Below are 19,853 nucleotides of genomic sequence, written 5' to 3'. Positions count from 1 at the left end.
CCGTGAAAGGGCGGTGTCCTAGGCCTCTAGACGATGGGGACACATAAATGTGTCACTAGGACAACTGAATTTTTAGACTCGTTTCAGGCGAGCTTTCTTAATAACACTACACTTCCCTATTAAAAATAAGTAAGTGGCGTCCCCAAGGGGATTCGAACCCCTGTTACCGCCGTGAAAGGGCGGTGTCCTAGGCCTCTAGACGATGGGGACACATAAATGTGTCACTAGGACAGTTGATAAGTTTAACTCACATCATGAGCTTTAAGGTAATTGCGTTTAATACAAGTAAAGACTCGAGCTTTAATTGTGACGCTATTTTCTCGGTAAAACCGCCTTTAACTAATAAAAGTTAAGTGGCGTCCCCAAGGGGATTCGAACCCCTGTTACCGCCGTGAAAGGGCGGTGTCCTAGGCCTCTAGACGATGGGGACACAGAAAACTGCTACCCTAGGACAAAACACTAATTTTTGGTGGAGCCATGCGGGATCGAACCGCAGACCTCTTCACTGCCAGCGAAGCGCTCTCCCAGCTGAGCTATGGCCCCAATTTAATCAATACCCACCGTGATAAACACATCGTGTATCGCTTAGTGCGGGGCGCATTCTATGCACCACCCAAAATAAAGTCAACAGTTTTTTACCTAGCTTTATTTAAATGGTTTAATTTTCAACAAACTGGCTATCAAGCGTGCTAAAAAATACAATTTGAATAAGATTCAAGCCCTACTGCTTATAATAACATCACTATATTGCAGCGAATACTCAATAGCCCCCACTCCCCCATTTAATGAAACAAAATTGCATCAAAGCAAAGGTATACATTTATATGCAAATTAAACTTATCTATAAACTACCAATTAAGGCCCCGCCAATCGCCTTAATCTTTTAAAAGTTACAATTGCTTATAATAACCAAAACTTAAATGTGGGTTTGAGAGTACCCGCAGCCTTTACTTGCTTAATAACCAGCGTAACTCGTACTAAAAAATTCGATTATTGTTTGAAGAGCATTTTTAAAAGAGCACTGTTGCTTCGTAATTCTATGTATAAAACTTCAAGGCGCGTTGATCTTTGGTGGGTGAAGCGGAAGCTTTGCTCGGCTTTTACTTGGCCCACTAGGTTACAAACCTCGCGCCGCGATTTAATCGTCCCTAGATTGAACAAATTTGAATCCACAAAGGTCAACACGCCCTAGCTATATGTGATCTATTTAGTCTTAACCCGAAGCTAGTAGCGAGGAATACGTATTTACGAGATGGCTAGGTTGGCTTATAAAAATAAAGTAAGTACAAAAATAGAGTTTAGAATGCTGAAATAGCATTTATTTTGGGAAGTTTAGATTAAATTCATTTTTAAAGGACCACTCTATTCACTAAATAACTCGCCCTAATATTAATCGATCTTGCTCATAATCATAAAAACGACTCCAGTAAAAAAACAATGAGTATCGTAAAACTAAATTTAAGGTTAATAAAATACAATTCCCTACTCACTTTTAGGTGCTTAATTGAACTGCAATATCAAATTTGATGATAAAATAGACTTCAACCATATCCTATTGTTTATAAAACCTTCATTCAGCACATTTTTATCATTCAAGTGTTGACACATTTCCAACTCTATCTATAATAGCGCCCCACAACAACGCAGCAATGCAATGTTGTTTAGATGTGGGTGATTAGCTCAGTTGGGAGAGCATCGCCCTTACAAGGCGAGGGTCACTGGTTCAAGTCCAGTATCACCCACCACTTTTTAGTTAAAGTGTTCACATCTAAATTCTATATGGGTCATAAGCTCAGTTAGAAAATAGAGAGCATTACCGCTACTAACAAGTAACGGCAAAGTTCACTGGTTAAAGTCCAGTACTATTTATTTAATAGTAGCGTTTTAAATTATATGTGGGTGATTAGCTCAGTTGGGAGAGCATCGCCCTTACAAGGCGAGGGTCACTGGTTCAAGTCCAGTATCACCCACCACATATAAAACCTATTACTATATTAATAGTCGTGTTTTAAAATTGTAATATGGGTCGTTAGCTCAGTTGGGAGAGCATCGCCCTTACAAGGCGAGGGTCACTGGTTCAAGTCCAGTACGACCCACCATTTTTTAAATGGTGCATATTACAAAAAAATCTAAATGGGTCGTTAGCTCAGTTAGAAAAAAGAGAGCATCACCGCTATTTACAAGTAACGGCGAGGTTCACTGGTTAAAGTCCAGTACTATTTATTTTAATAGTAGCGTTTTAATTTATATGTGGGTGATTAGCTCAGTTGGGAGAGCATCGCCCTTACAAGGCGAGGGTCACTGGTTCAAGTCCAGTATCACCCACCACATATAAACCTATTATTATATCAATAGTCGCGTTTTAAAATTTAATATGGGTCGTTAGCTCAGTTGGGAGAGCATCGCCCTTACAAGGCGAGGGTCACTGGTTCAAGTCCAGTACGACCCACCATTCCTAGAATGGTGCATATTAAAATGTAATTTGGGTGATTAGCTCAGTTGGGAGAGCATCGCCCTTACAAGGCGAGGGTCACTGGTTCAAGTCCAGTATCACCCACCAAATAACATCAAGCGGTTAATTGATAATAAAGAATTAAATAACAGGCATACCTATTATATGTGGGTGATTAGCTCAGTTGGGAGAGCATCGCCCTTACAAGGCGAGGGTCACTGGTTCAAGTCCAGTATCACCCACCACATATAAATACCATTAAACTACTTCTCTAGTAATAACTCTTCCTTCTCATATTAAACACATTTACAAACTTTATAAAAACTCAATATATAAATCGCATTTAATAAAGAGCATCCCCACTCTTTACAAATAATGGCGAGGGTCACTGGTATCAAGCCAAGTAATCACCCACCACATATAAATACCATCAGACAACTTCTCTAGTAATAACTTTTTCCCATATTAAATACGTTTAACTCCTCTTTTTACCTTAAATACATTTCATATTTTTATTAAAATCTGAATTACCATATCAAAGCACTCATCAAATATAGCGTTTCCATTTTACTTATTTAGTTTTTAATTATGCTATTCGGCTCAGTACTTTCGAAGTTAGATAAACGTATTAGACAAAGTTAAGTACCTAATAAATACAGCTATCATTTAAATTCCCTTGTAAGGAGTTAAACTGTTGATTATAGTCTGTGTTAAATACAATTACGCTTAAGCCAATGCCAACTAAGATCTATTCAAAAGCCAAAATACTTATAGTAGAGGAGCAGCCACTTGCTCAAAGCTATATGAAACAATCGTTAGAAAGGCTTGGCTTTCGGCAGTTGCGCTTTGCTGATCATGCAAACTCTGCAAAAGAGCAGTGTTTAAGTGAAGAATTTGATCTAATAGTTTGCTCATTCAACTTAAACAAACACCAAGATGGCTACCAGCTTTATGAAGAGCTACGTGTAAAGCAGCTCATAAAAAGTTCGACTGGCTTTATTTTTATCTCAGCAGAAACAAGTGGCTCACTCGTTCATAGTGTTCTTGAGCTGCAGCCAGATGACTTTTTAGTTAAGCCTTTTACAGTACAAGAGCTTAAAACACGCATTGAACGAATCTTAAAGCGTAAACACGACTTACAAACAGTGTATTCATTAATTGATGATAGTAACGATTCAAAAGCTATTAAATTTATTGATACCGCTCTGGATAAAAAAAATAATAATTACAGTCCTATCCTACTTCGCTTAAAAGGCGATGCCCTACTTCGCTTAAAGCGTGCTCAAGATGCAAAAGACTTTTTTAAGTCTGTTCTCGATATTCAAAAATTTGCTTGGGCAAAAGTAGGTTTAGTAGAGGCACTTATAGCGAATAACGAACATATTTTGGCGCAGCGAATGCTCAAGACAATGTTAGAGCGCCAAGAAACTCGTTTAGTAGCCCTTGATTTGTTGGGCAGATTAGAAATAAAGCTAAATCAGTTTGAACTAGCACAAAGCTTTTTAAGTCAAGCAGCAGACATTGCACCGCGAAACATCACACGCCAAAAATCGTTAAGTAATGTGTCGCTAATTAATCACGACTACGAAAAAAGCTATTTAACTCAAAAAGATATAGCCACCTTTGCAAAGCACTCAATACACGACCACCCCGATGTATATTTAAATGCAGCACGTGCCGGTATCGACTTTGCGTTAACGACTGATCAAACTGATCAAATTCAACGAATTTCTAGACAAACAAATCAGTACATTAATGATTTAAAAAAACAGTTTCCTAATAATGCAAATCAAGCTCAAATTGATGTACTTAATGCACGACTTCATTACTTAAAAGACGAGCATCAAAAAGCGAAAAAGCTAATTGAGCAGCTTGATGACGACGATACTCATATCCGATCGGTTGATGGAGCACTTGATAAAGCAAAAGCATTTCATGAACTGGGGTTTCATCAGAAGGCGCAAACCTTATTCACACAAATAATTAGCCACTGTGAAAGACACCCTGCAGTTAGCGACACAACTTACTTGCGTTATATTCAGCAGCAACAAAGTGAGCGACGCGATATTAAAATGGGTCCAAAAGAGCTTAATAACCATGCCGTTAATCAATTTAATAAAGGGCAGTTAAATACTGCGCTGGAAGCTTTTACGCAAGCATTTAGAGTAATGCCTCGCAATCAGAGTATTGCACTTAATTTATTACAGTGCCTATTTGATTCAACCAAGCAATCTGGCAGCTCATTTAATATGGATCTTGCTAGAAGATGCTACGCCCTTCTTGATAAAACTAAATTACAAGCAGACCAGACGCAGCGTTTAGATAAGATTTTACATATAGCAAAAGAAATGAATTTAGATATTCAAAGCGCTAGTAAATAAAATATTAGATCTTTTTCATTGCTGCGGCATTAACGCAATAACGTAAACCTGTTGGTAATGGGCCATCTGGAAAAATATGGCCTAAGTGCGAATCGCACACATTACAAACCACCTCTATGCGCTCCATACCATGACTTGTATCGTTTACATAACCAATCGCTTCAATTGTCGCAGGTTGCGTAAATGACGGCCAACCAGTGCCACTATCAAACTTTTCATCGGCATCAAACAATAGATTATCACAGCAAATACACACATACTTGCCAGGTTCGAGTAATGTACAACTACCCGAGCTATCTGGGCGCTCTGTTCCCTTCTTACGTGTTACGTAATATTCATCTTCTGATAGTTGCATCCGCCACTGCTCGTCAGTTTTGACTACTTTTTTACTTGGGGTAGGATTGCCGTTGGTGGCAAAGTTAATAACATCATTCCACTTCAACATAATAGCCTCATTGAATAGTTGATTAACCGTACTTAATAAATTTATAAGAAGTACGGTTAATTATTACGTTATTTAATACACTAAAGATCAGCTAAAGAGTGTTGACCGTTTAAAACTAAAACTCGTTCAATTTTAAAGGTAATCTCCTCAGCTAAAGGTAATATTTTGTTTTTCTGAGTCGGTAAGTATTCGTTTAATAAAACTATCTAGCTCTGCTTTTTTTACAGGTAAACTAACACTCATTTGGCGCTCGTTATTACTGTAAATAATTAGCTCATCATCCTTTGTTGTTATGCGTTCAATACTCTCAATAACTAACCAATTTGGACCATGCTTTTTATCAAAAAATCCCATCAAACTAAAAAGTAGTAAATGTTGGGCATCTCGCTGAATAAAATCCTCTAGCCTATTTCTTGATTTAAATAAGGGCGTTAGCCTATAAACGCTTGAGCAAAAAACAAATACCCACAACCCAAATAGCGCTTTAAACCACATAGACTCTAAAAGCTCAGTGCTAATCATTAAAATAATAAGCACTAACCCTATTAACGATATAGCTATCGCTATTTTTTTATTTACAGCGTCCACAACTAATCCCTTTTAAGTCGCTTTTTTTCTTCTGATGCTTTTTCTGTCGGCTCAGGCCAATCATTAAAAAAAACGGTTAAATAACGGCTTTTCACCAAATACCACAATACCCATAAAACAATCATCATTTGTACTGCTAAAAATGATGAAAATCGATAATGGCTATGCGCTGCCTGAATACTTAACCATGTTAAATCAACAACAGCACATAAAATAAGAGGCCAGCGCATATGTCGCCATATTTTTGCTAACTTATCGCTCGCACTGTGTGAATCTCGTGGTCTGCGTAAACAAAATAAAATAGTCGGTATTATTGCAATACTTCCAATTGCTATTGCGATAAAAAAATCATTTTTATTTTTAAAAAATAACGACATTAAATCCAGTTCAGGCCTGCGGCTTAAAGCCGCAATCACCCAAATAAAATAGCCACGTAAAAGCACCAGCAAACTTAAATGAAATGCTATAGGTGTACGGTAACTTCCGTACTTATCCCAGTATTCTGGCCCATATCGGCTCATTGTCGCTTTCCTAGCCATTATGCTTTTTAAGCAGCTCAATTAATTCATCTTCCGTGAGTATGTCGATACCTAAATCTTGCGCTTTAGTTAGTTTTGAACCTGCTTTTTCACCTGCGACTAACGCATCAGTTTTCGCTGATACGCTACCAGATACTTTAGCACCTAATTGCTGCAAGCGAGCTTTAGCATCATTGCGGTTAAGTGTATTAAGCGTGCCGGTAAGTACATATGTAAGTCCTGCGAGTGGTTGCTCTTCCTCAGAAGGCGCACTCAACGCTGGCCAGTTTACGCCTTGCTCTATAAGCGCATTAACAACTGCTAAATTATGCTCTTCATCAAAAAAGCCACGAACATGCGTTGCAACTATTTCGCCTACATCACTTACCTGCGTTAAACTATCAATGCTGGCATTTATTATATTTTCAAGGGTAAGGAAGTGATTAGCTAAATTTTGTGCTGTTGCCTCACCTGCTTCGCGAATACCTAATGAATATAAAAACTTAGCAAGCGTAGTGCCTTTCGCCTCTTCAAGGGCTGTTACTAAATTTTTGGCTGACTTAGGTCCCATGCGTTCAAGTGACTCAAAATGTCCTTGTTTTAAAATAAACAAATCAGCGGGTGTTTTTATAAGCTCTCTGTCTACCAGCTGATCAACAATTTTATCGCCAAGGCCGTCTATATCCAGCGCTTTGCGTGACGCAAAGTGTTTAATTGCTTGTTTGCGTTGTGCAGGACATACAAGCCCACCCGTACAACGAGCGACAGCTTCGCCTTCAACCTTTTCAACATGAGAGTCACAAATAGGACAAGTTACTGGAAATTCGATATCGCTGGCATCATCAGGGCGGCGCTCAAGTACAACTTGCGTTATTTGTGGGATTACATCTCCTGCGCGGCGAATAATAACTGTATCGCCTACTTTTACGCCTAAACGTGCAACTTCATCACTGTTATGAAGCGTTGCATTTGATACGGTAACGCCACCCACAAAAACAGGCTTCAAACGTGCAACAGGTGTAATGGCGCCAGTACGACCGACTTGAAAATCAACATCAAGTAGTTGGGTTATTTCCTCTTGCGCCGGAAACTTATACGCAATAGCCCAACGAGGAGCACGTGCCACAAAGCCTAAACGCTCTTGTAAGGCCTTTTGGTTTATTTTTATTACTACGCCATCAATTTCATATTTAAGCTCACCACGGCGCGTTAAAATATCGCTGTAGTAATCGAGCGCGGCTTTTGGACCTTCAACTAATTTTGTTTCTGGGCACAAAGGTAGCCCCCAATCAGTTAACTTTTCTAATTGCTGATAGTGATCCTCAGGAATGCTGCCATCAGCAACAAGCCCGGTGCTGTACGCATAAAACATGAGTGGGCGTTTAGCGGTAATTTTAGAGTCGAGTTGACGCAAACTCCCCGCGGCTGCATTACGCGGGTTAACAAATACTTTTTCACCGCGTTTTTGCGCTTCAGTATTTAATTTATCAAAGCCAGCGCTGTCCATAAATACTTCGCCGCGCACTTCAAGCTCTTTTGGGTAATCACCACGTAACTTAAGCGGTACATTACGAATGGTTTTAACATTTTGAGTAATGTTTTCACCGGTAAAGCCATCACCCCGCGTAGCCGCTTGTACAAGCACACCATCACGATAAATAATTGATACGGCTAATCCATCAAGTTTTGGCTCACAACAAAAAGTAAGCTCATCAGTACTCATTAAGCGCTCTTTTATACGACGATTAAACGCAGTGAATTCTTCTTCACTAAACGCGTTATCAAGCGATAACATGGGTACTTGGTGCGCTACTTGCTCAAATTTACTCAGTGCGGCACCGCCTACTTTTTGTGTCGGAGAGTCGGCGGTTAAAAATTCAGGGTGCTGCATCTCTAGTGCGCTTAATTCGCGTAATAACCTATCGTATTCAGAATCAGGAATACTGGGGGTGTCGAGCACATAATAGTTATAGTTGTGTTGCTCTAATGTAGTACGAAGATGATTAATTTGCTCACTAATGCTGCTAGACATTTAAACCTCAATAAACATAAAAAAAGCCACTTTGACGATTCACCGTCCAGTGGCTTATAAAAATATAATGTATGCGTTATTTACGCTGAAAAAGAACGAACCTGTTCAACATATTGCCTGATGCGCTCTACTGTCATTTCATTTCGCTCAGCATCTAAAATTTGTGCACCAAATTCATCCGCTAACTTTTTAGCTGCGCTGTGCAACATATTAAATGCCGCTAGACCATCGCCGTCGCACGGTAACGTCATAAATAAGCTTACCCCAGCGGTACTAAATTGTTCCATATTATCAATATCAAACGTACCTGGGTTATACATATTTACTAATCTAAATAAAACAGGGCCTTGGCCAGCCGGATCTAAGTGGCGATTAAAAAAACCTTCCTCAGAATATTTAAAACCTAAAGTATTAACTGCTGGTAATAATTTACTGCCCTGCATACTAAGCTCTTCTGGCATTTGAATATGCACAATAACAAAGTCAGACATTTGAGTAGGCGCTTCTTCAGCACTTTGATCTTTTGTTTCAAGATCATCAACTATTTCTAAGTCATCTTCAATTGGTGTTTCTGGCACGCTTGTATCAATTTGCGGCTCATTTGCATCAAAGTTAAGCTCGCCAAATTGTGGCTCATCACGTTCGTCTTGCATTGGCTCTTTTGGCTCAGCCTCAGTACGAAACGGTTTAGATGAAGCTGGTGCGCTTTGTTGTAATGGCTCAACCCGTTCATTATCCGATACTTCTGGGCGGTCTTTTTTTCTAACTGACCACAATCCATGTATTAATAAACCACCAATGACAATTACACTGATAACGATTAAAACCCATCTTAATTGTTCGGCCATCCCCTCACCTTTTATTATTTGATATGCCTAAAACCTGTATATTAATGAAAAACTAATACACTTGTTATAAAAATTTATGCGTGTGCAAGTTGCACAGCTTGCTCTATATCTACAGCAACCATACGCGATACGCCAGGTTCTGCCATAGTAACACCTGTTAATCTACCTGCCATTTCCATCGCAATTTTATTATGACTAATATAAATAAACTGCACTGATTGTGACATTTCTTCAACCAAACGGCAAAAACGCACAACGTTGGCATCATCTAGTGGTGCATCTACTTCGTCCAGCATACAGAAAGGAGCTGGATTGAGCCTGAATATAGAAAACACTAATGATAATGCGGTCAGCGCTTTTTCTCCACCACTTAACAAATGAATTGTTGAATTTTTCTTACCCGGTGGTCGTGCCATTATACTAACACCACTTTCGAGTAAATCGTCACTGGTTAATTCTAAATACGCGCTCCCACCACCAAAAACTTTAGGAAATAGCTCAGCAAAGTCTTCGTTAACTTGATCGAACGTCGCTTTAAAGCGTGTTTTGGTCTCAATATCAATTTTACGAATAGCACCTTCAAGGGTACTTAACGCTTTTGTTAAATCATTTAATTGATTATCAAGATAATCACTACGAGCTTTGGCTAAATCAAACTCTTTTATTGCCGCTAAGTTTACTGCACCTAATTTATCTAACTGATTAGTAAATCCGGTTAACTGATTTTGCGCTGCGCTCAAATTTAATGAATCTGGTAATTCATCAAGTATCGCTTTTAAGCTTTGTTTCAACTCTTCTAATGGTTCAAGCGCAGCTTGTGCTTTTATCAGTAAACTTTGCTCTTCAATTGTTAGCTTTTGGTGCTGCTGTTGCAAGCCCACCAGCTCACCTTGTGAATTTTTAAGGCTTACTTGCTTAGTGTTTAAGCTTTCTTTGGCCTGAGCTAATTCTTTTTGTAGCAATACTAATGCCTGCTCACCTTTTTGATGCTGTGCTAAGAGCTGCGTAATTTTATCGCTAAGTTCTTGCTCTGGTATTAGCAGCTCTTCTATTTCACTAAGTAGTTCTTGCGCACCTTCTGATGCACTAACGTGCTCTTGCTCTGCATGGCTCAATTTGGTTTGGCTTAACTGCCATTCACTGCGTGCCTTTTGCTCTGAGAGCGTTGCCTTATGCGCTTGTGTTTTATATTGCTCAAGCATGCTTAATGCTTCGCTATAACTTTTATCACTTTGTGAGCGCAAGCTATTTGCAGCGTCTACTTCATCCGCTAAGTTAAGTTGCTGCTCATTTAACACTTCAAATTGCGCTACTTGCTCATCAAGCACGGTATTTAATTGTAAAAGCGCAGTGGTTAATTGCTGTTTTTGTTGCTGTAGCTTTTCTAGTTGTAACTTAAAGTGTGCTACTTGCTGTTTGAGCATATCGCTGCGCGTACTGGCTACCGCTATATTTTGCGCAAGCTCATGTATGGCTTCTTTTAGCTCGCTTTGCTCGTTAACTAACTTTATTTGCTCAGCTGTATGTACGTCACGCGTGTGTGTTACTTGTTGTAACTCGTCCTCGGTATTATTTAATTGCTGCGCTTTATCTTGCAATTGCTTATGCTTTAACAGTAATGAGTTTTCTGCATTACATTCGGCACTTATATGCCAGTTACGACCATATAAAGCACCGTTTTTATCCATAATGGCTGTATAAAAACTATCTTTTAGTATTTCTAAATCACCGCTTTCACTATAAGCAATACGTGCTAAATGCTCTGGATAAATACCGCTTGTTATATATGTAGCTAAGCTATTTGTTGGCATGCTTTTATCACTATTTGGCCACACACTGTTATCAGCTTGCTGCTCACTTACATTTAAATGCTCTAAAGATTTAAGTGCTTGCTCTATTAGAAGCTCAAAGCCTTCTTTAACACCTAGCTGATTAAACAAACCATTAGTACGTTCACTTTTCTCATCAAGCCCTAATGTACTTTTAAGCCCCGTTATACTGGCTTTTAACTCGTTTATTGTTTGAGTGAGCGTCGAATATTGTTTTTGTGAGTTATTAACAAGCTCATTTTGCACTTCAAGCTTAGCAGTGCACTTCGTATGTGCTGTTTGTTTAGCGGCAAGTTCTTGAGTTAAGGTTTGTGTTTGCTGTGTTTGCTGTATTAACTGCTGCTCTACATCACTACTTTGTAGCTCGCTAAGCTGAACAGTTAACTGATCAATTTGCTCGTTAACATGATCAATTTGCTGATGAGTTTGTTTAATGTGACTACTATGTAGTTGCACGTTATTATTAAGCTGTTGCTGTTGCTCACACAAAGCTTGCCAATGAGTATGGTGGCGCTGCTTAAGTGCTAATAATTCCTCAAGTTCATGCGTTAACCCACTAACTTGCTCTTCACATATTAAGGCATTTTCACTTGCCTCTTGCAGGGCTTCGTTGAGCTGCTCGCACACAATTTGCTGCTGCGATTTTACCTCAGCACTTTGAATTTGGCGTTGCTGTAATTTAATTAAACTTTGTTTAAGCGTTTGGGTTTGCTGCTTTACATTGATTTGTTGTTGCTCAGCGCGAGTAAGCTCGGTGTGTATTACATGTTGCTGATGCTGTGCATCGCTTAGTTTATCTTGCTGGGCTTGTACTTGCCCCTCTAGGCTTGCAAGTACATCGTCATGCCCTGAGTTAGCTGTTTTAAAAAAAGAAATTTGATCATTAAGTTTTTTAATTTGGGCACTTTTTTCAAGTTGCTGCTGATGTAACTTTTGCCATTTTAAAACCGCAATTTGGCCTTTTAGCGTACGTTCTTGTGCTTTTAATTCGCGATATTTTTTTGCATCAACCGACTGCACAGCCAATTTATCTAACTGACTTTGTAGTTCTTTACGCACATCTAACAAACGTTCAAGGTTTTCGCGAGTGCTCTTTATACGAGTTTGTGTTTCACGGCGACGCTCTTTGTATTTAGAAACGCCAGCGGCTTCTTCTAAAAATACGCGCAGCTCTTGTGGTTTACTTTCTATTAAGCGCGAGATCATCCCTTGCTCAATAATTGCGTAACTACGTGGACCAAGACCGGTGCCTAAAAATATATCGGTAATATCGCGCTTACGGCATTTACTGCCATTTAAAAAATACAGTGACTGTCCGTCGCGCGTTACTAAACGCTTAATAGCAATTTGGTTTCGATCGGCAAATGTGTTTGAAGGACTTCCTTTATCGTTATCAAAAACAAGCTCTACAGAGGCTTGTGATATGGCTTTTCGATTAGTTGAGCCATTAAAAATAACGTCGGTCATGGCGTCGCCACGCAGGTTTTTAGCAGAGCTTTCACCTAGCACCCATCGTACTGCATCAATAACGTTAGATTTGCCACAGCCATTGGGGCCAACAACACACGTCATTTGATCAGGAAATGGAATTTTAGTGGGCTCTACAAACGATTTAAAGCCCGCTAATTTAATAGTGCTTAAGCGCATCTTATTGTTATTACCGATTATTATTGTTATTGATTACAAACAATTTAACTCATTAACAGTTAAATTGTTAAGCTTGTCGTTTAAAATTATCTAAAATAATACCGGTCGCCATTGCAACATTAAGCGATTCTGCACCACCAAAAGCGGGGATGGTGATTTTATTAGTTACTAATTTTGCACATGTCTCGCGTATTCCATGCGACTCACTGCCCATTAGTAAAACGCCTGAGCCCGTAAATTGGGTTTTATGCACGCTTTGCCCATCTAAAAAAGCACCGTAAACAGGTAAATTTAAAGACTGTAGGTAATCAGGTAAATCTACTTGGCTTACCGATACCCTTACAAATGAGCCCATCGTGGCGCTAATTGTTTTTGGGTTGTAAGCGTCTGCGCTGTCGGTGCTAGTTACTATATGTTTAATACCGTACCAGTCTGCCACTCTTATTATTGTGCCTAAATTACCAGGGTCTGATACGCCATCAAGTGCGAGTATTAAGCCATTTGCTTGTGGTAAAGCCGCCTTTGGCATATCAACAATAGCAATGGCTGCATTATTGCTAACTAGCGTGCTGGCTTTGGTGAGGGCTTCTTCATCAGCTTCAATAAAATTAGCGTGCTGATACTTACCTTGGTACGCATTTATAAATTCGTTTGTAGCAAAAATATTAACCACATTTAATGGGCTGTTTAATAACTCAAGTACGTTTTTCTCACCCTGTACAAGGTATTGATTATATTGCTTTCGGTACTTTTTTTGGCCAAGTTGGCGAATAAGTTTGAGTTGGTTTTTTGAAATCATAACAGCCCCATAAAATTATCCAGCAAGTATAACAGATTTCGCTATAACATCTGAACTCGAAAAGCAGCGAATGGGGCTAATTTATCTTACTCGCACTTCTTTCAAAGGTCAGATTAATGCGAATAAACATGCCTTTTATTGCCTCTAATTGATTTGAATCGTCCACCGTCTGAGCCAATTCCCCATAAAGATTATCTGACGCTTGCTTAAACTTATTATTAAATTTGCCCTTGGTTGCCAACATAAATGCATCGGCTAATGTACGCTGCCACTCATTTAAATACTTTAGCTTTGTATTACCAGCCAAATTTTCACAAATTGAGTTTAATCGAACCGACGCATGCCCTAAATTTAGAGCGGTTAGTGCAAGATCAGTAATTACGCGTGAGTGTGAACCTTGATCGTAATTAGTTAAGCGTATTAACCTATCTGCCATGCGGCGGTTATACCAAATACTTGGGGCTGGATGGTTATTTATTTCGAGTAAATCTTTATAAGTGGCCTTAAAAACACGATGAACAAGTAATTGCACACTCGGGCCTGTGAATAACTGAAAAATCCAAAATAAAATACTCACCCCCGCAAAAATTGCCATTGCAGAGCTAAGTGTGTAATCGATTGAAAACGCAAGGCTCATATCGGTACTGGGTCTTACCAAAATCGTAAATGGGATACAAAACCCCAAGCCATATGGCAATGTTTGTTGATCAGCTAGCAGCAGTAAACCCAGAAAATAAGGTCCTGCTAATACAAGTAGCAATATTTCTAATTGCCCACCACTTTGTGATAATAAATTGAGTGCGTAAAAAATAGTTACAATAGCAGCAACCACCACGCCTACCAATAAACGCTTTATTACCACCTGTAAAATAGCTAACGGTATTCTCGCCAACATTATCGAAAATATGACCGGTAAAATCATAATTAATAATGCAGCAGAAGAGCCTGTATTAATCCAAATAAATGCGCCGATAGAAAATACCAAAGCAGTTCTAAATCCAACAATAATGCCAGCTAATGGGTCGCGATATGTAAGCATACTGGGTGCATTTAATAATGTTTTATCACGCTCTTCTAACGCTCTGTATGCGCGTAGTAAAATTGTTAAGTCGGCTGCTACTTCTAAGCTCACATTGAGCATGTGAGATTCAAATGGCGAATCACACACCGTATTTGCTCTATAGTCGGTTAGCTCTTTACGCAGCGTTTTAACTTGTTCGGCGCAGTAATCAAAATCGTCAGACTCTTTAATTTGCGCAAATACGTGCTTAAGTTTACTTATTAATTTATCTAAAGTAGGTGTAATAAGGTCTTCGTGGTTTCGCTGTAGACGGCCAATTATTTGAATTAAGGCCAATAAAGAAAGTACTTTTTGCGACAACTGATTTGCAGCACGCGAGCGCCCTGGACCTTTTGGTCCTTCGTACCTTACTGCGCTGGAATCTTCGTTTATTGATCCCAATGTTGCCATAATGCCATCTATTTGCTGATGACGGTTTTCGTGCGAGCCCTTAGAATCAAGCTCAATAACTAAATAATGTAACGTTTGATTTATAACCGACCGCGCTTGTGTTTGCAGTAAATGTTTAACCTTTACAGGCCAAAATAGATGACTCACAAGCCCAGCACATACAGAGCCTATTATTATTTCGCTTACTCGCGCTTGAGCAATATCAAATATACTTTGGCTGCTCACCATTGCCGGAGTAACCATGACTAAAAGTACAATAATGGCGGCTGTTACACCGGCCATAGCAAACGCATACACAAAGTTTGCTTGGCGTACCATTGCCGATAACGCAGAGTTCACCCCCAACCATAATGCCAGTGCACCGAGCGCTAAATAAGGGTAGAGAATTAACTGAGTTAAAAGCAATATGCCAAATAAACCGCCCACTATGGTGCCTATTATTTGGCAAATTGCTTTTTCAATAACCAATCCGCTTTGCGGGCGTAATTGCAAAAATATAGCCGAGACTAACGCCCAATAAGGCCTTTCAAGATTAAGCGACATAGCAATAGAGAGCGCCATCACCATGGCTATAACGCCCTTAGTCGCAAAAATAATTGCCTGTTTTTTAGGAAAAAACAAATTTTGTAATACTACGCCCACTGTATTCCCCTTAACGTGTAGCGAGATGTATAGTGGCGGTCATTCCTGCGCTAAGCTGTGTATTTTCGGGCAATGAATCTAACTTAATATCAACAGGTATACGCTGTGATAAACGTACCCAATTAAATGTTTGTTGTACTTGCGGTAAAAGTTGTCCGTTACTTTGTGTATTCGTATTTGCAATGGCTTTACCTACACTCACTACATGCCCTGTTAATTGCTTACCACCGCTTAGAAGCGCTATTTTAGCTTTTTGATCAGGATAAATAAGCGGTATTTTACTCTCTTCAAAGTAACCCGTTACGTAAAATGAATCTGACTGAACAATAGCAAAAACAGGTGTGCCTTGAGCTACATAGTTACCTTGGCGTAAATTTAAATTAATTATTTGCCCTGATGCAGGCGCAACAATTTTAGTTCTATCAACATTTAACTGCGCAATTGTTTGCTCTGTTTTAGCTAGGTTATAATTTGCCTCAGCAATTTTAGTATTGATACGCGTTGATTCTAAAGTTTCTTCACTTATTGCCTGTTGAGTGTTTAGCTCAACACGTCTTTCGTATTTATGTTTAGCAAGTTCCCATGTATACAATGCGTTTTCTGTGTTTGCTTTACTTTTATCAAGCGCTGCTTGATAACGCTTTTTATCAACATTAAAAAGTACTTCGCCTTTTTGTACGTTTTGACCATCTTTAATATTTAAAGCAGTTACCCAACCCGACACGTCTGGAGCAACCGTGACAATATCGGCTCGAATACGCCCATCACGCGTCCAAGGAGTATGCATGTAGTCAGTCCATACCCAACGCCCAGCAAAAACCGCAGCTATAACAACCAAGATAGTAAAAGTAATACGCAGATATTTAATCATTCAATTTATCTTCCACTTAGTAATACCAACCCGCAATAATACTTGAGTAATTTGAGGGCTTAAACCTGACGCTAACTGTGTTAAAAATTTCTGATATAGAACAACTAAATAACGAAATTTTTGCCTTGTTATCGACACGGTTTTCTTGCCTCAAAATAGCTCAATTAATTAAACAGATTGGTATAAATAGACGGCGAGTGCCAAGTAACAAACAAATAGTGACACCTCAAACCAAGCCACTTTCCAAATACGGTCATGCCAATCTAGTCGATGCAAAACAAAACGAGTCAACGCCGTTAAAATAAATGCTATTGGGAAGTAAACAATCAGCGGGCTAAACTCTAATCCCCCTAACACGACTGCTTGGAACATAATAAATATCCTAATGTTATTTAAAGCGGTGATAAAAGCTGTAAAACCTAAATAAATTTACATCCGCACTACTCTCACAATCTATTATTTTGGCATATAAATCAATTAGCTTAATTGTACGCAGGTGTGCTTAATACATAATTAATGCCATTACATTTAAGCAGCACTAAGTATGTATAGTAGCTAAATCGCATATTAATAAGCTAAAGACCCCAGTTACCAGCCAAATAAATAAACCAGCGAGGTTTATTTATAAAAAAGTATTAGAGTATTTAACTCAATATTTAAAACGCCTATTTATAGCTGTTTGCAGAAGGGTTGGATAATTATAAACATTGAATTTTGCACTAAAAATGGGTAAATTAACAAAAAAACAACATGGATATAATTTAATGGAATCAATACACCCTACCCCATCTAAAACAACCCCACCAATAAATGAACCTGCTGAACCAATTTTTAGCGGAAAAGTGCAATTTAGTGGTAAAGGTGGTGAGTTTTTTGGAATTTGGATTGTAAATATATTACTTAGCGTTATTACGCTTGGCATATATTCGGCGTGGGCTAAAGTACGTACGCATCGCTATTTTTACGGCCACACCCGTATAGATGGCCATAGTTTTGACTACCTAGCAACACCAATACAAATTTTAAAAGGTCGGATTTTAGCGGTTGTTGTATTTTTTATTTACACATTCTCAATTAGCTTTATGCCTATTTTAGGCCTATTTATTGCTCTTGGTTTTATCTTTTTAATGCCATGGATTATTAACCAAGGCTTACGTTTTAATCTGCGTATGACCCGCCATCGTAATGTTCGCTTTGCTTTTAAAGGCAGTTATGGCGAAGCCTTTGTTAACTTTATACTTTTACCTATTGCAAGCATATTTACGCTTTATTTATTAATGCCTTACGTTATAAAACGTATTGATAGTTATATCCATAGCAATATTAGTTATGGCGATAAACCACTTACTGTAAATCTTAAAGGCGAAACCTATTACCTAACAGCGCTTATTTGCTTTGTAGTGAGCTCTATCACCATGGTGGTATTTATGGGGATTTTAGGATTATTTGGCCTCAACTTAGTAGATATTGAAAACCAACAAAATTTAGAAAACTCTGCAGCGATGGTTATGCTTCCTATCTTTATGATGATTGCCTATGTGCTAATGATTGCCATTGTTTCTGCTGTATGGCACGCCGCTATTAGAAATCACATTTTTGATAACAGCCATTTTGAAGGCGTTGCTACATTTAAATCAGAGCTAAAACCAATTCCTTTCGCTGTTTTACTATTAACTAATATGTTGGCTATTGTATTTTCTTTAGGGCTTGCATACCCATGGACAAAAGTACGTACATCAAAAATGCTCGCTGATGTAACTAACGTCACTATTTATCCTGGTGCATTAAACCTAATCGATACCGCGCAAGAACAGCAATCATCATTTGCTGAAGAAGCTGCAAACGTATTTGATATTGACCTTTCTCTAACTTAAGAGCTCACCATGCATGTAAAGGGACATTTTTTCCCCATCGCATCGAGTAACTATCAAGTGTGTGTTGCCACTATTAGCGACACACACATTGAGGTTATCAACGATGAACACGTTATCGCTCGCCACGTAATCTCAAGTCTAACATTAAGTTCAGGGATGGCAGGACTTGCCGACGAATTAAACTTTGAAGATGGCAGTCGTTTTATCCCTCAAGATGTAAGTTACAGATGGCCATTTAAAGAAAATAACCATCACATAATGGAGCGCCTTGAAAAAAGTAAATGGGTAATTTTAGCCGCAGTCATATTTACACCACTTTTTATGTGGTTAGTACTTTATAAAGCGGTTCCGGCCATTGCTGTTTATAGTGTTGATACCCTGCCACGTAATGTTGTGGAACAGATGGGGGAGCAAAGTTTTACACTAATTAAAAAGATTGCGCTTGACCCAAGTGAGCTGCCCGCAGAGCAGCAAACTAAAGTACAAGCACATTTTACAAGTATGCTTAATGCGTTATCGCTTGATCAATCGGTTTATAGGTTATCGTTTTATAAATCAGACAGCTTTGGTGCTAACGCGTTTGCACTACCCCATGGCCGTATCGTGGTAACCGATGATTTAGCAAATTTACTTGCCGATAAACCCAATGCACTAAAAGCGGTATTGCTACACGAAATGGGCCATGTAGTCCACCAGCATAGCGTACGTATTACAGCACAATCTGCCGCAAGTACGATTGTACTAGCAGTTGTATTTGGTGATTTAGAGGGAGTTGCAGAGGTTGCATTAGGTACGGGTGCATCGTTTGCTCAGCAAGGGTTTTCACGAGATATGGAACGCGAGGCAGATAGCTTTGCACTCACCCAATTAGAATCGCTTGGGTATTCGAGTAATGACTTTGCTGATGCAATAGAAGCGCTGCAAGAAAGCCATACCAGCGAAAACGAACACCTAGAAAAAGTAAATGACTTATTAGAGTACTTATCTAGCCACCCAAGTGCACAAGAGCGTATTGACAATGCTAGGAAATAATCGCGGTTATATTCAACTTGCTCGCTACATAGTGAGTTTAAGTTGGATATATCACGGCTTTTTCCCAAAGCTTTATCACGTAGCACCACTTGAAAAATTAATGACTGGCAGTGCTGGTTTTTCAGCCGAAGTGTCTGATTTAATTACACGTTCGGCGGGTGTTGCCGAAATTATATTTGGCTTGTGTTTATTTGTGTTTTATAAACATAAGCATTTGGTAGCTTTAAATATATTGGCGCTTATGGGGCTTTTACTTGCTGTATTTGTAATGCAGCCACAATTGCTTATTGAAGCATTTAACCCTGTAACTACTAACCTGCCGCTTATTGGGCTAAGCGTTATTTGGTTAAAAGAAATTGAGCAGTTGAATAATCGATACCTCTAAATAAAAAAGGGTATGCAAATGCATACCCTTTTTTGTAGT

The 19,853-nt window shown here is 38.9% G+C and carries 14 protein-coding genes and 10 tRNA genes; 11 read left to right on the top strand and 13 right to left on the bottom strand.

From position 1 onward, the window contains the following. Window positions 1–134: 134 nt before the first annotated feature. From H5126_RS02290 to H5126_RS02280, 3 genes are all read right to left on the bottom strand, one after another. A tRNA-Glu gene (locus H5126_RS02290) sits at window positions 135–210 on the bottom strand. 144 nt (window positions 211–354) lie between these two features. After that, window positions 355–430, bottom strand: a tRNA-Glu gene (locus H5126_RS02285). Between the two features lie 37 nt (window positions 431–467). Continuing rightward, window positions 468–543 (bottom strand) — tRNA-Ala (locus tag H5126_RS02280). Between the two features lie 1,126 nt (window positions 544–1,669). Here H5126_RS02280 and H5126_RS02275 point away from each other — a divergent pair. From H5126_RS02275 to H5126_RS02240, 8 genes are all read left to right on the top strand, one after another. Next, window positions 1,670–1,745, top strand: a tRNA-Val gene (locus tag H5126_RS02275). Between the two features lie 152 nt (window positions 1,746–1,897). Next, window positions 1,898–1,973 (top strand) — tRNA-Val (locus tag H5126_RS02270). A gap of 50 nt (window positions 1,974–2,023) precedes the next feature. Next, window positions 2,024–2,099 (top strand) — tRNA-Val (locus H5126_RS02265). A 153-nt stretch (window positions 2,100–2,252) separates the two neighbouring features. Next, window positions 2,253–2,328, top strand: a tRNA-Val gene (locus H5126_RS02260). Between the two features lie 48 nt (window positions 2,329–2,376). Then, window positions 2,377–2,452: transfer RNA gene (locus H5126_RS02255), tRNA-Val, on the top strand. 32 nt (window positions 2,453–2,484) lie between these two features. Continuing rightward, window positions 2,485–2,560, top strand: a tRNA-Val gene (locus H5126_RS02250). A 61-nt stretch (window positions 2,561–2,621) separates the two neighbouring features. Continuing rightward, window positions 2,622–2,697, top strand: a tRNA-Val gene (locus tag H5126_RS02245). A 489-nt stretch (window positions 2,698–3,186) separates the two neighbouring features. After that, a complete protein-coding gene (locus H5126_RS02240; protein ID WP_182720595.1) occupies window positions 3,187–4,833 on the top strand; it encodes a tetratricopeptide repeat-containing response regulator in 1,647 nt (548 codons plus the stop codon). A 4-nt stretch (window positions 4,834–4,837) separates the two neighbouring features. Here the strand turns inward: H5126_RS02240 and msrB are convergent, their stop codons facing one another. The 10 genes from msrB to H5126_RS02190 form a co-directional block, all read right to left on the bottom strand. Next, window positions 4,838–5,278, bottom strand: coding sequence for a peptide-methionine (R)-S-oxide reductase MsrB (gene msrB, locus H5126_RS02235; protein WP_024605441.1), 441 nt, complete (start codon window positions 5,276–5,278; stop codon window positions 4,838–4,840). Window positions 5,279–5,425: 147 nt separating this feature from the next. Then, entirely contained in the window at window positions 5,426–5,866 is a 441-nt protein-coding gene (locus H5126_RS02230; RefSeq protein ID WP_138489371.1) for a hypothetical protein, read from the bottom strand. A 2-nt stretch (window positions 5,867–5,868) separates the two neighbouring features. Next, entirely contained in the window at window positions 5,869–6,387 is a 519-nt protein-coding gene (locus H5126_RS02225) for a DUF2919 domain-containing protein (protein ID WP_182712209.1), read from the bottom strand. A gap of 10 nt (window positions 6,388–6,397) precedes the next feature. Then, the gene (ligA, locus tag H5126_RS02220) at window positions 6,398–8,416 is read right to left on the bottom strand and encodes an NAD-dependent DNA ligase LigA (protein ID WP_154903396.1); all 2,019 of its coding nucleotides are present in this window, start codon (window positions 8,414–8,416) and stop codon (window positions 6,398–6,400) included. An 80-nt stretch (window positions 8,417–8,496) separates the two neighbouring features. Continuing rightward, window positions 8,497–9,264 (bottom strand): cell division protein ZipA, encoded by a 768-nt coding sequence (gene zipA / locus H5126_RS02215; RefSeq protein WP_154903395.1) that lies wholly within the window; start codon window positions 9,262–9,264, stop codon window positions 8,497–8,499. Between the two features lie 74 nt (window positions 9,265–9,338). Then, window positions 9,339–12,740, bottom strand: coding sequence for a chromosome segregation SMC family protein (locus tag H5126_RS02210; RefSeq protein ID WP_182720594.1), 3,402 nt, complete (start codon window positions 12,738–12,740; stop codon window positions 9,339–9,341). A 67-nt stretch (window positions 12,741–12,807) separates the two neighbouring features. Continuing rightward, on the bottom strand, window positions 12,808–13,539 hold the full coding sequence (locus H5126_RS02205; protein ID WP_154903393.1) for an RNA methyltransferase: 732 nt from the start codon (window positions 13,537–13,539) through the stop codon (window positions 12,808–12,810). Window positions 13,540–13,615: 76 nt separating this feature from the next. Beyond that, entirely contained in the window at window positions 13,616–15,652 is a 2,037-nt protein-coding gene (locus H5126_RS02200; RefSeq protein ID WP_182720593.1) for an FUSC family protein, read from the bottom strand. A gap of 10 nt (window positions 15,653–15,662) precedes the next feature. Further along, a complete protein-coding gene (locus H5126_RS02195) occupies window positions 15,663–16,523 on the bottom strand; it encodes an HlyD family secretion protein (RefSeq protein ID WP_138489375.1) in 861 nt (286 codons plus the stop codon). A gap of 168 nt (window positions 16,524–16,691) precedes the next feature. Beyond that, on the bottom strand, window positions 16,692–16,895 hold the full coding sequence (locus tag H5126_RS02190; RefSeq protein WP_002958577.1) for a DUF1656 domain-containing protein: 204 nt from the start codon (window positions 16,893–16,895) through the stop codon (window positions 16,692–16,694). A 392-nt stretch (window positions 16,896–17,287) separates the two neighbouring features. On the opposite strand from H5126_RS02190, the gene H5126_RS02185 reads away from it, so the two are divergent. Genes H5126_RS02185 through H5126_RS02175 form a run of 3 tightly spaced genes read left to right on the top strand, consistent with a single transcriptional unit; the run spans window position 17,288 to window position 19,814 of the window. Further along, window positions 17,288–18,397, top strand: coding sequence for a YjgN family protein (locus H5126_RS02185; protein ID WP_182715640.1), 1,110 nt, complete (start codon window positions 17,288–17,290; stop codon window positions 18,395–18,397). A gap of 9 nt (window positions 18,398–18,406) precedes the next feature. After that, on the top strand, window positions 18,407–19,429 hold the full coding sequence (locus H5126_RS02180; RefSeq protein ID WP_182695307.1) for a M48 family metallopeptidase: 1,023 nt from the start codon (window positions 18,407–18,409) through the stop codon (window positions 19,427–19,429). After that, on the top strand, window positions 19,416–19,814 hold the full coding sequence (locus tag H5126_RS02175; RefSeq protein ID WP_182720592.1) for a DoxX-like family protein: 399 nt from the start codon (window positions 19,416–19,418) through the stop codon (window positions 19,812–19,814). Before H5126_RS02180 ends, H5126_RS02175 begins: the two co-directional genes overlap by 14 nt. The last annotated feature ends 39 nt before the right edge of the window (window positions 19,815–19,853 follow it).

Origin of the sequence: Pseudoalteromonas sp. SG45-3 (assembly GCF_014164075.1) — a bacterium.
GTDB classification, from domain to species: Bacteria; Pseudomonadota; Gammaproteobacteria; order Enterobacterales; family Alteromonadaceae; genus Pseudoalteromonas; species Pseudoalteromonas distincta.
The sequence above is the reverse complement of the archived record's forward strand: the minus strand, read 5'-3'. Positions and strand labels throughout refer to the sequence as shown.

Bases quoted from the DNA above. Each gene is read 5' to 3' on its own strand.
- H5126_RS02175 (WP_182720592.1), top strand. From the start codon at position 19,416: ATGCTAGGAAATAATCGCGGTTATATTCAACTTGCTCGCTACATAGTG.
- H5126_RS02195 (WP_138489375.1), bottom strand. From the start codon at position 16,523: ATGATTAAATATCTGCGTATTACTTTTACTATCTTGGTTGTTATAGCT.
- ligA (WP_154903396.1), bottom strand. From the start codon at position 8,416: ATGTCTAGCAGCATTAGTGAGCAAATTAATCATCTTCGTACTACATTA.
- H5126_RS02180 (WP_182695307.1), top strand. From the start codon at position 18,407: ATGCATGTAAAGGGACATTTTTTCCCCATCGCATCGAGTAACTATCAA.
- H5126_RS02210 (WP_182720594.1), bottom strand. From the start codon at position 12,740: ATGCGCTTAAGCACTATTAAATTAGCGGGCTTTAAATCGTTTGTAGAG.
- H5126_RS02240 (WP_182720595.1), top strand. From the start codon at position 3,187: ATGCCAACTAAGATCTATTCAAAAGCCAAAATACTTATAGTAGAGGAG.
- H5126_RS02205 (WP_154903393.1), bottom strand. From the start codon at position 13,539: ATGATTTCAAAAAACCAACTCAAACTTATTCGCCAACTTGGCCAAAAA.
- H5126_RS02225 (WP_182712209.1), bottom strand. From the start codon at position 6,387: ATGAGCCGATATGGGCCAGAATACTGGGATAAGTACGGAAGTTACCGT.
- H5126_RS02185 (WP_182715640.1), top strand. From the start codon at position 17,288: ATGGAATCAATACACCCTACCCCATCTAAAACAACCCCACCAATAAAT.
- msrB (WP_024605441.1), bottom strand. From the start codon at position 5,278: ATGTTGAAGTGGAATGATGTTATTAACTTTGCCACCAACGGCAATCCT.
- H5126_RS02190 (WP_002958577.1), bottom strand. From the start codon at position 16,895: ATGTTCCAAGCAGTCGTGTTAGGGGGATTAGAGTTTAGCCCGCTGATT.
- zipA (WP_154903395.1), bottom strand. From the start codon at position 9,264: ATGGCCGAACAATTAAGATGGGTTTTAATCGTTATCAGTGTAATTGTC.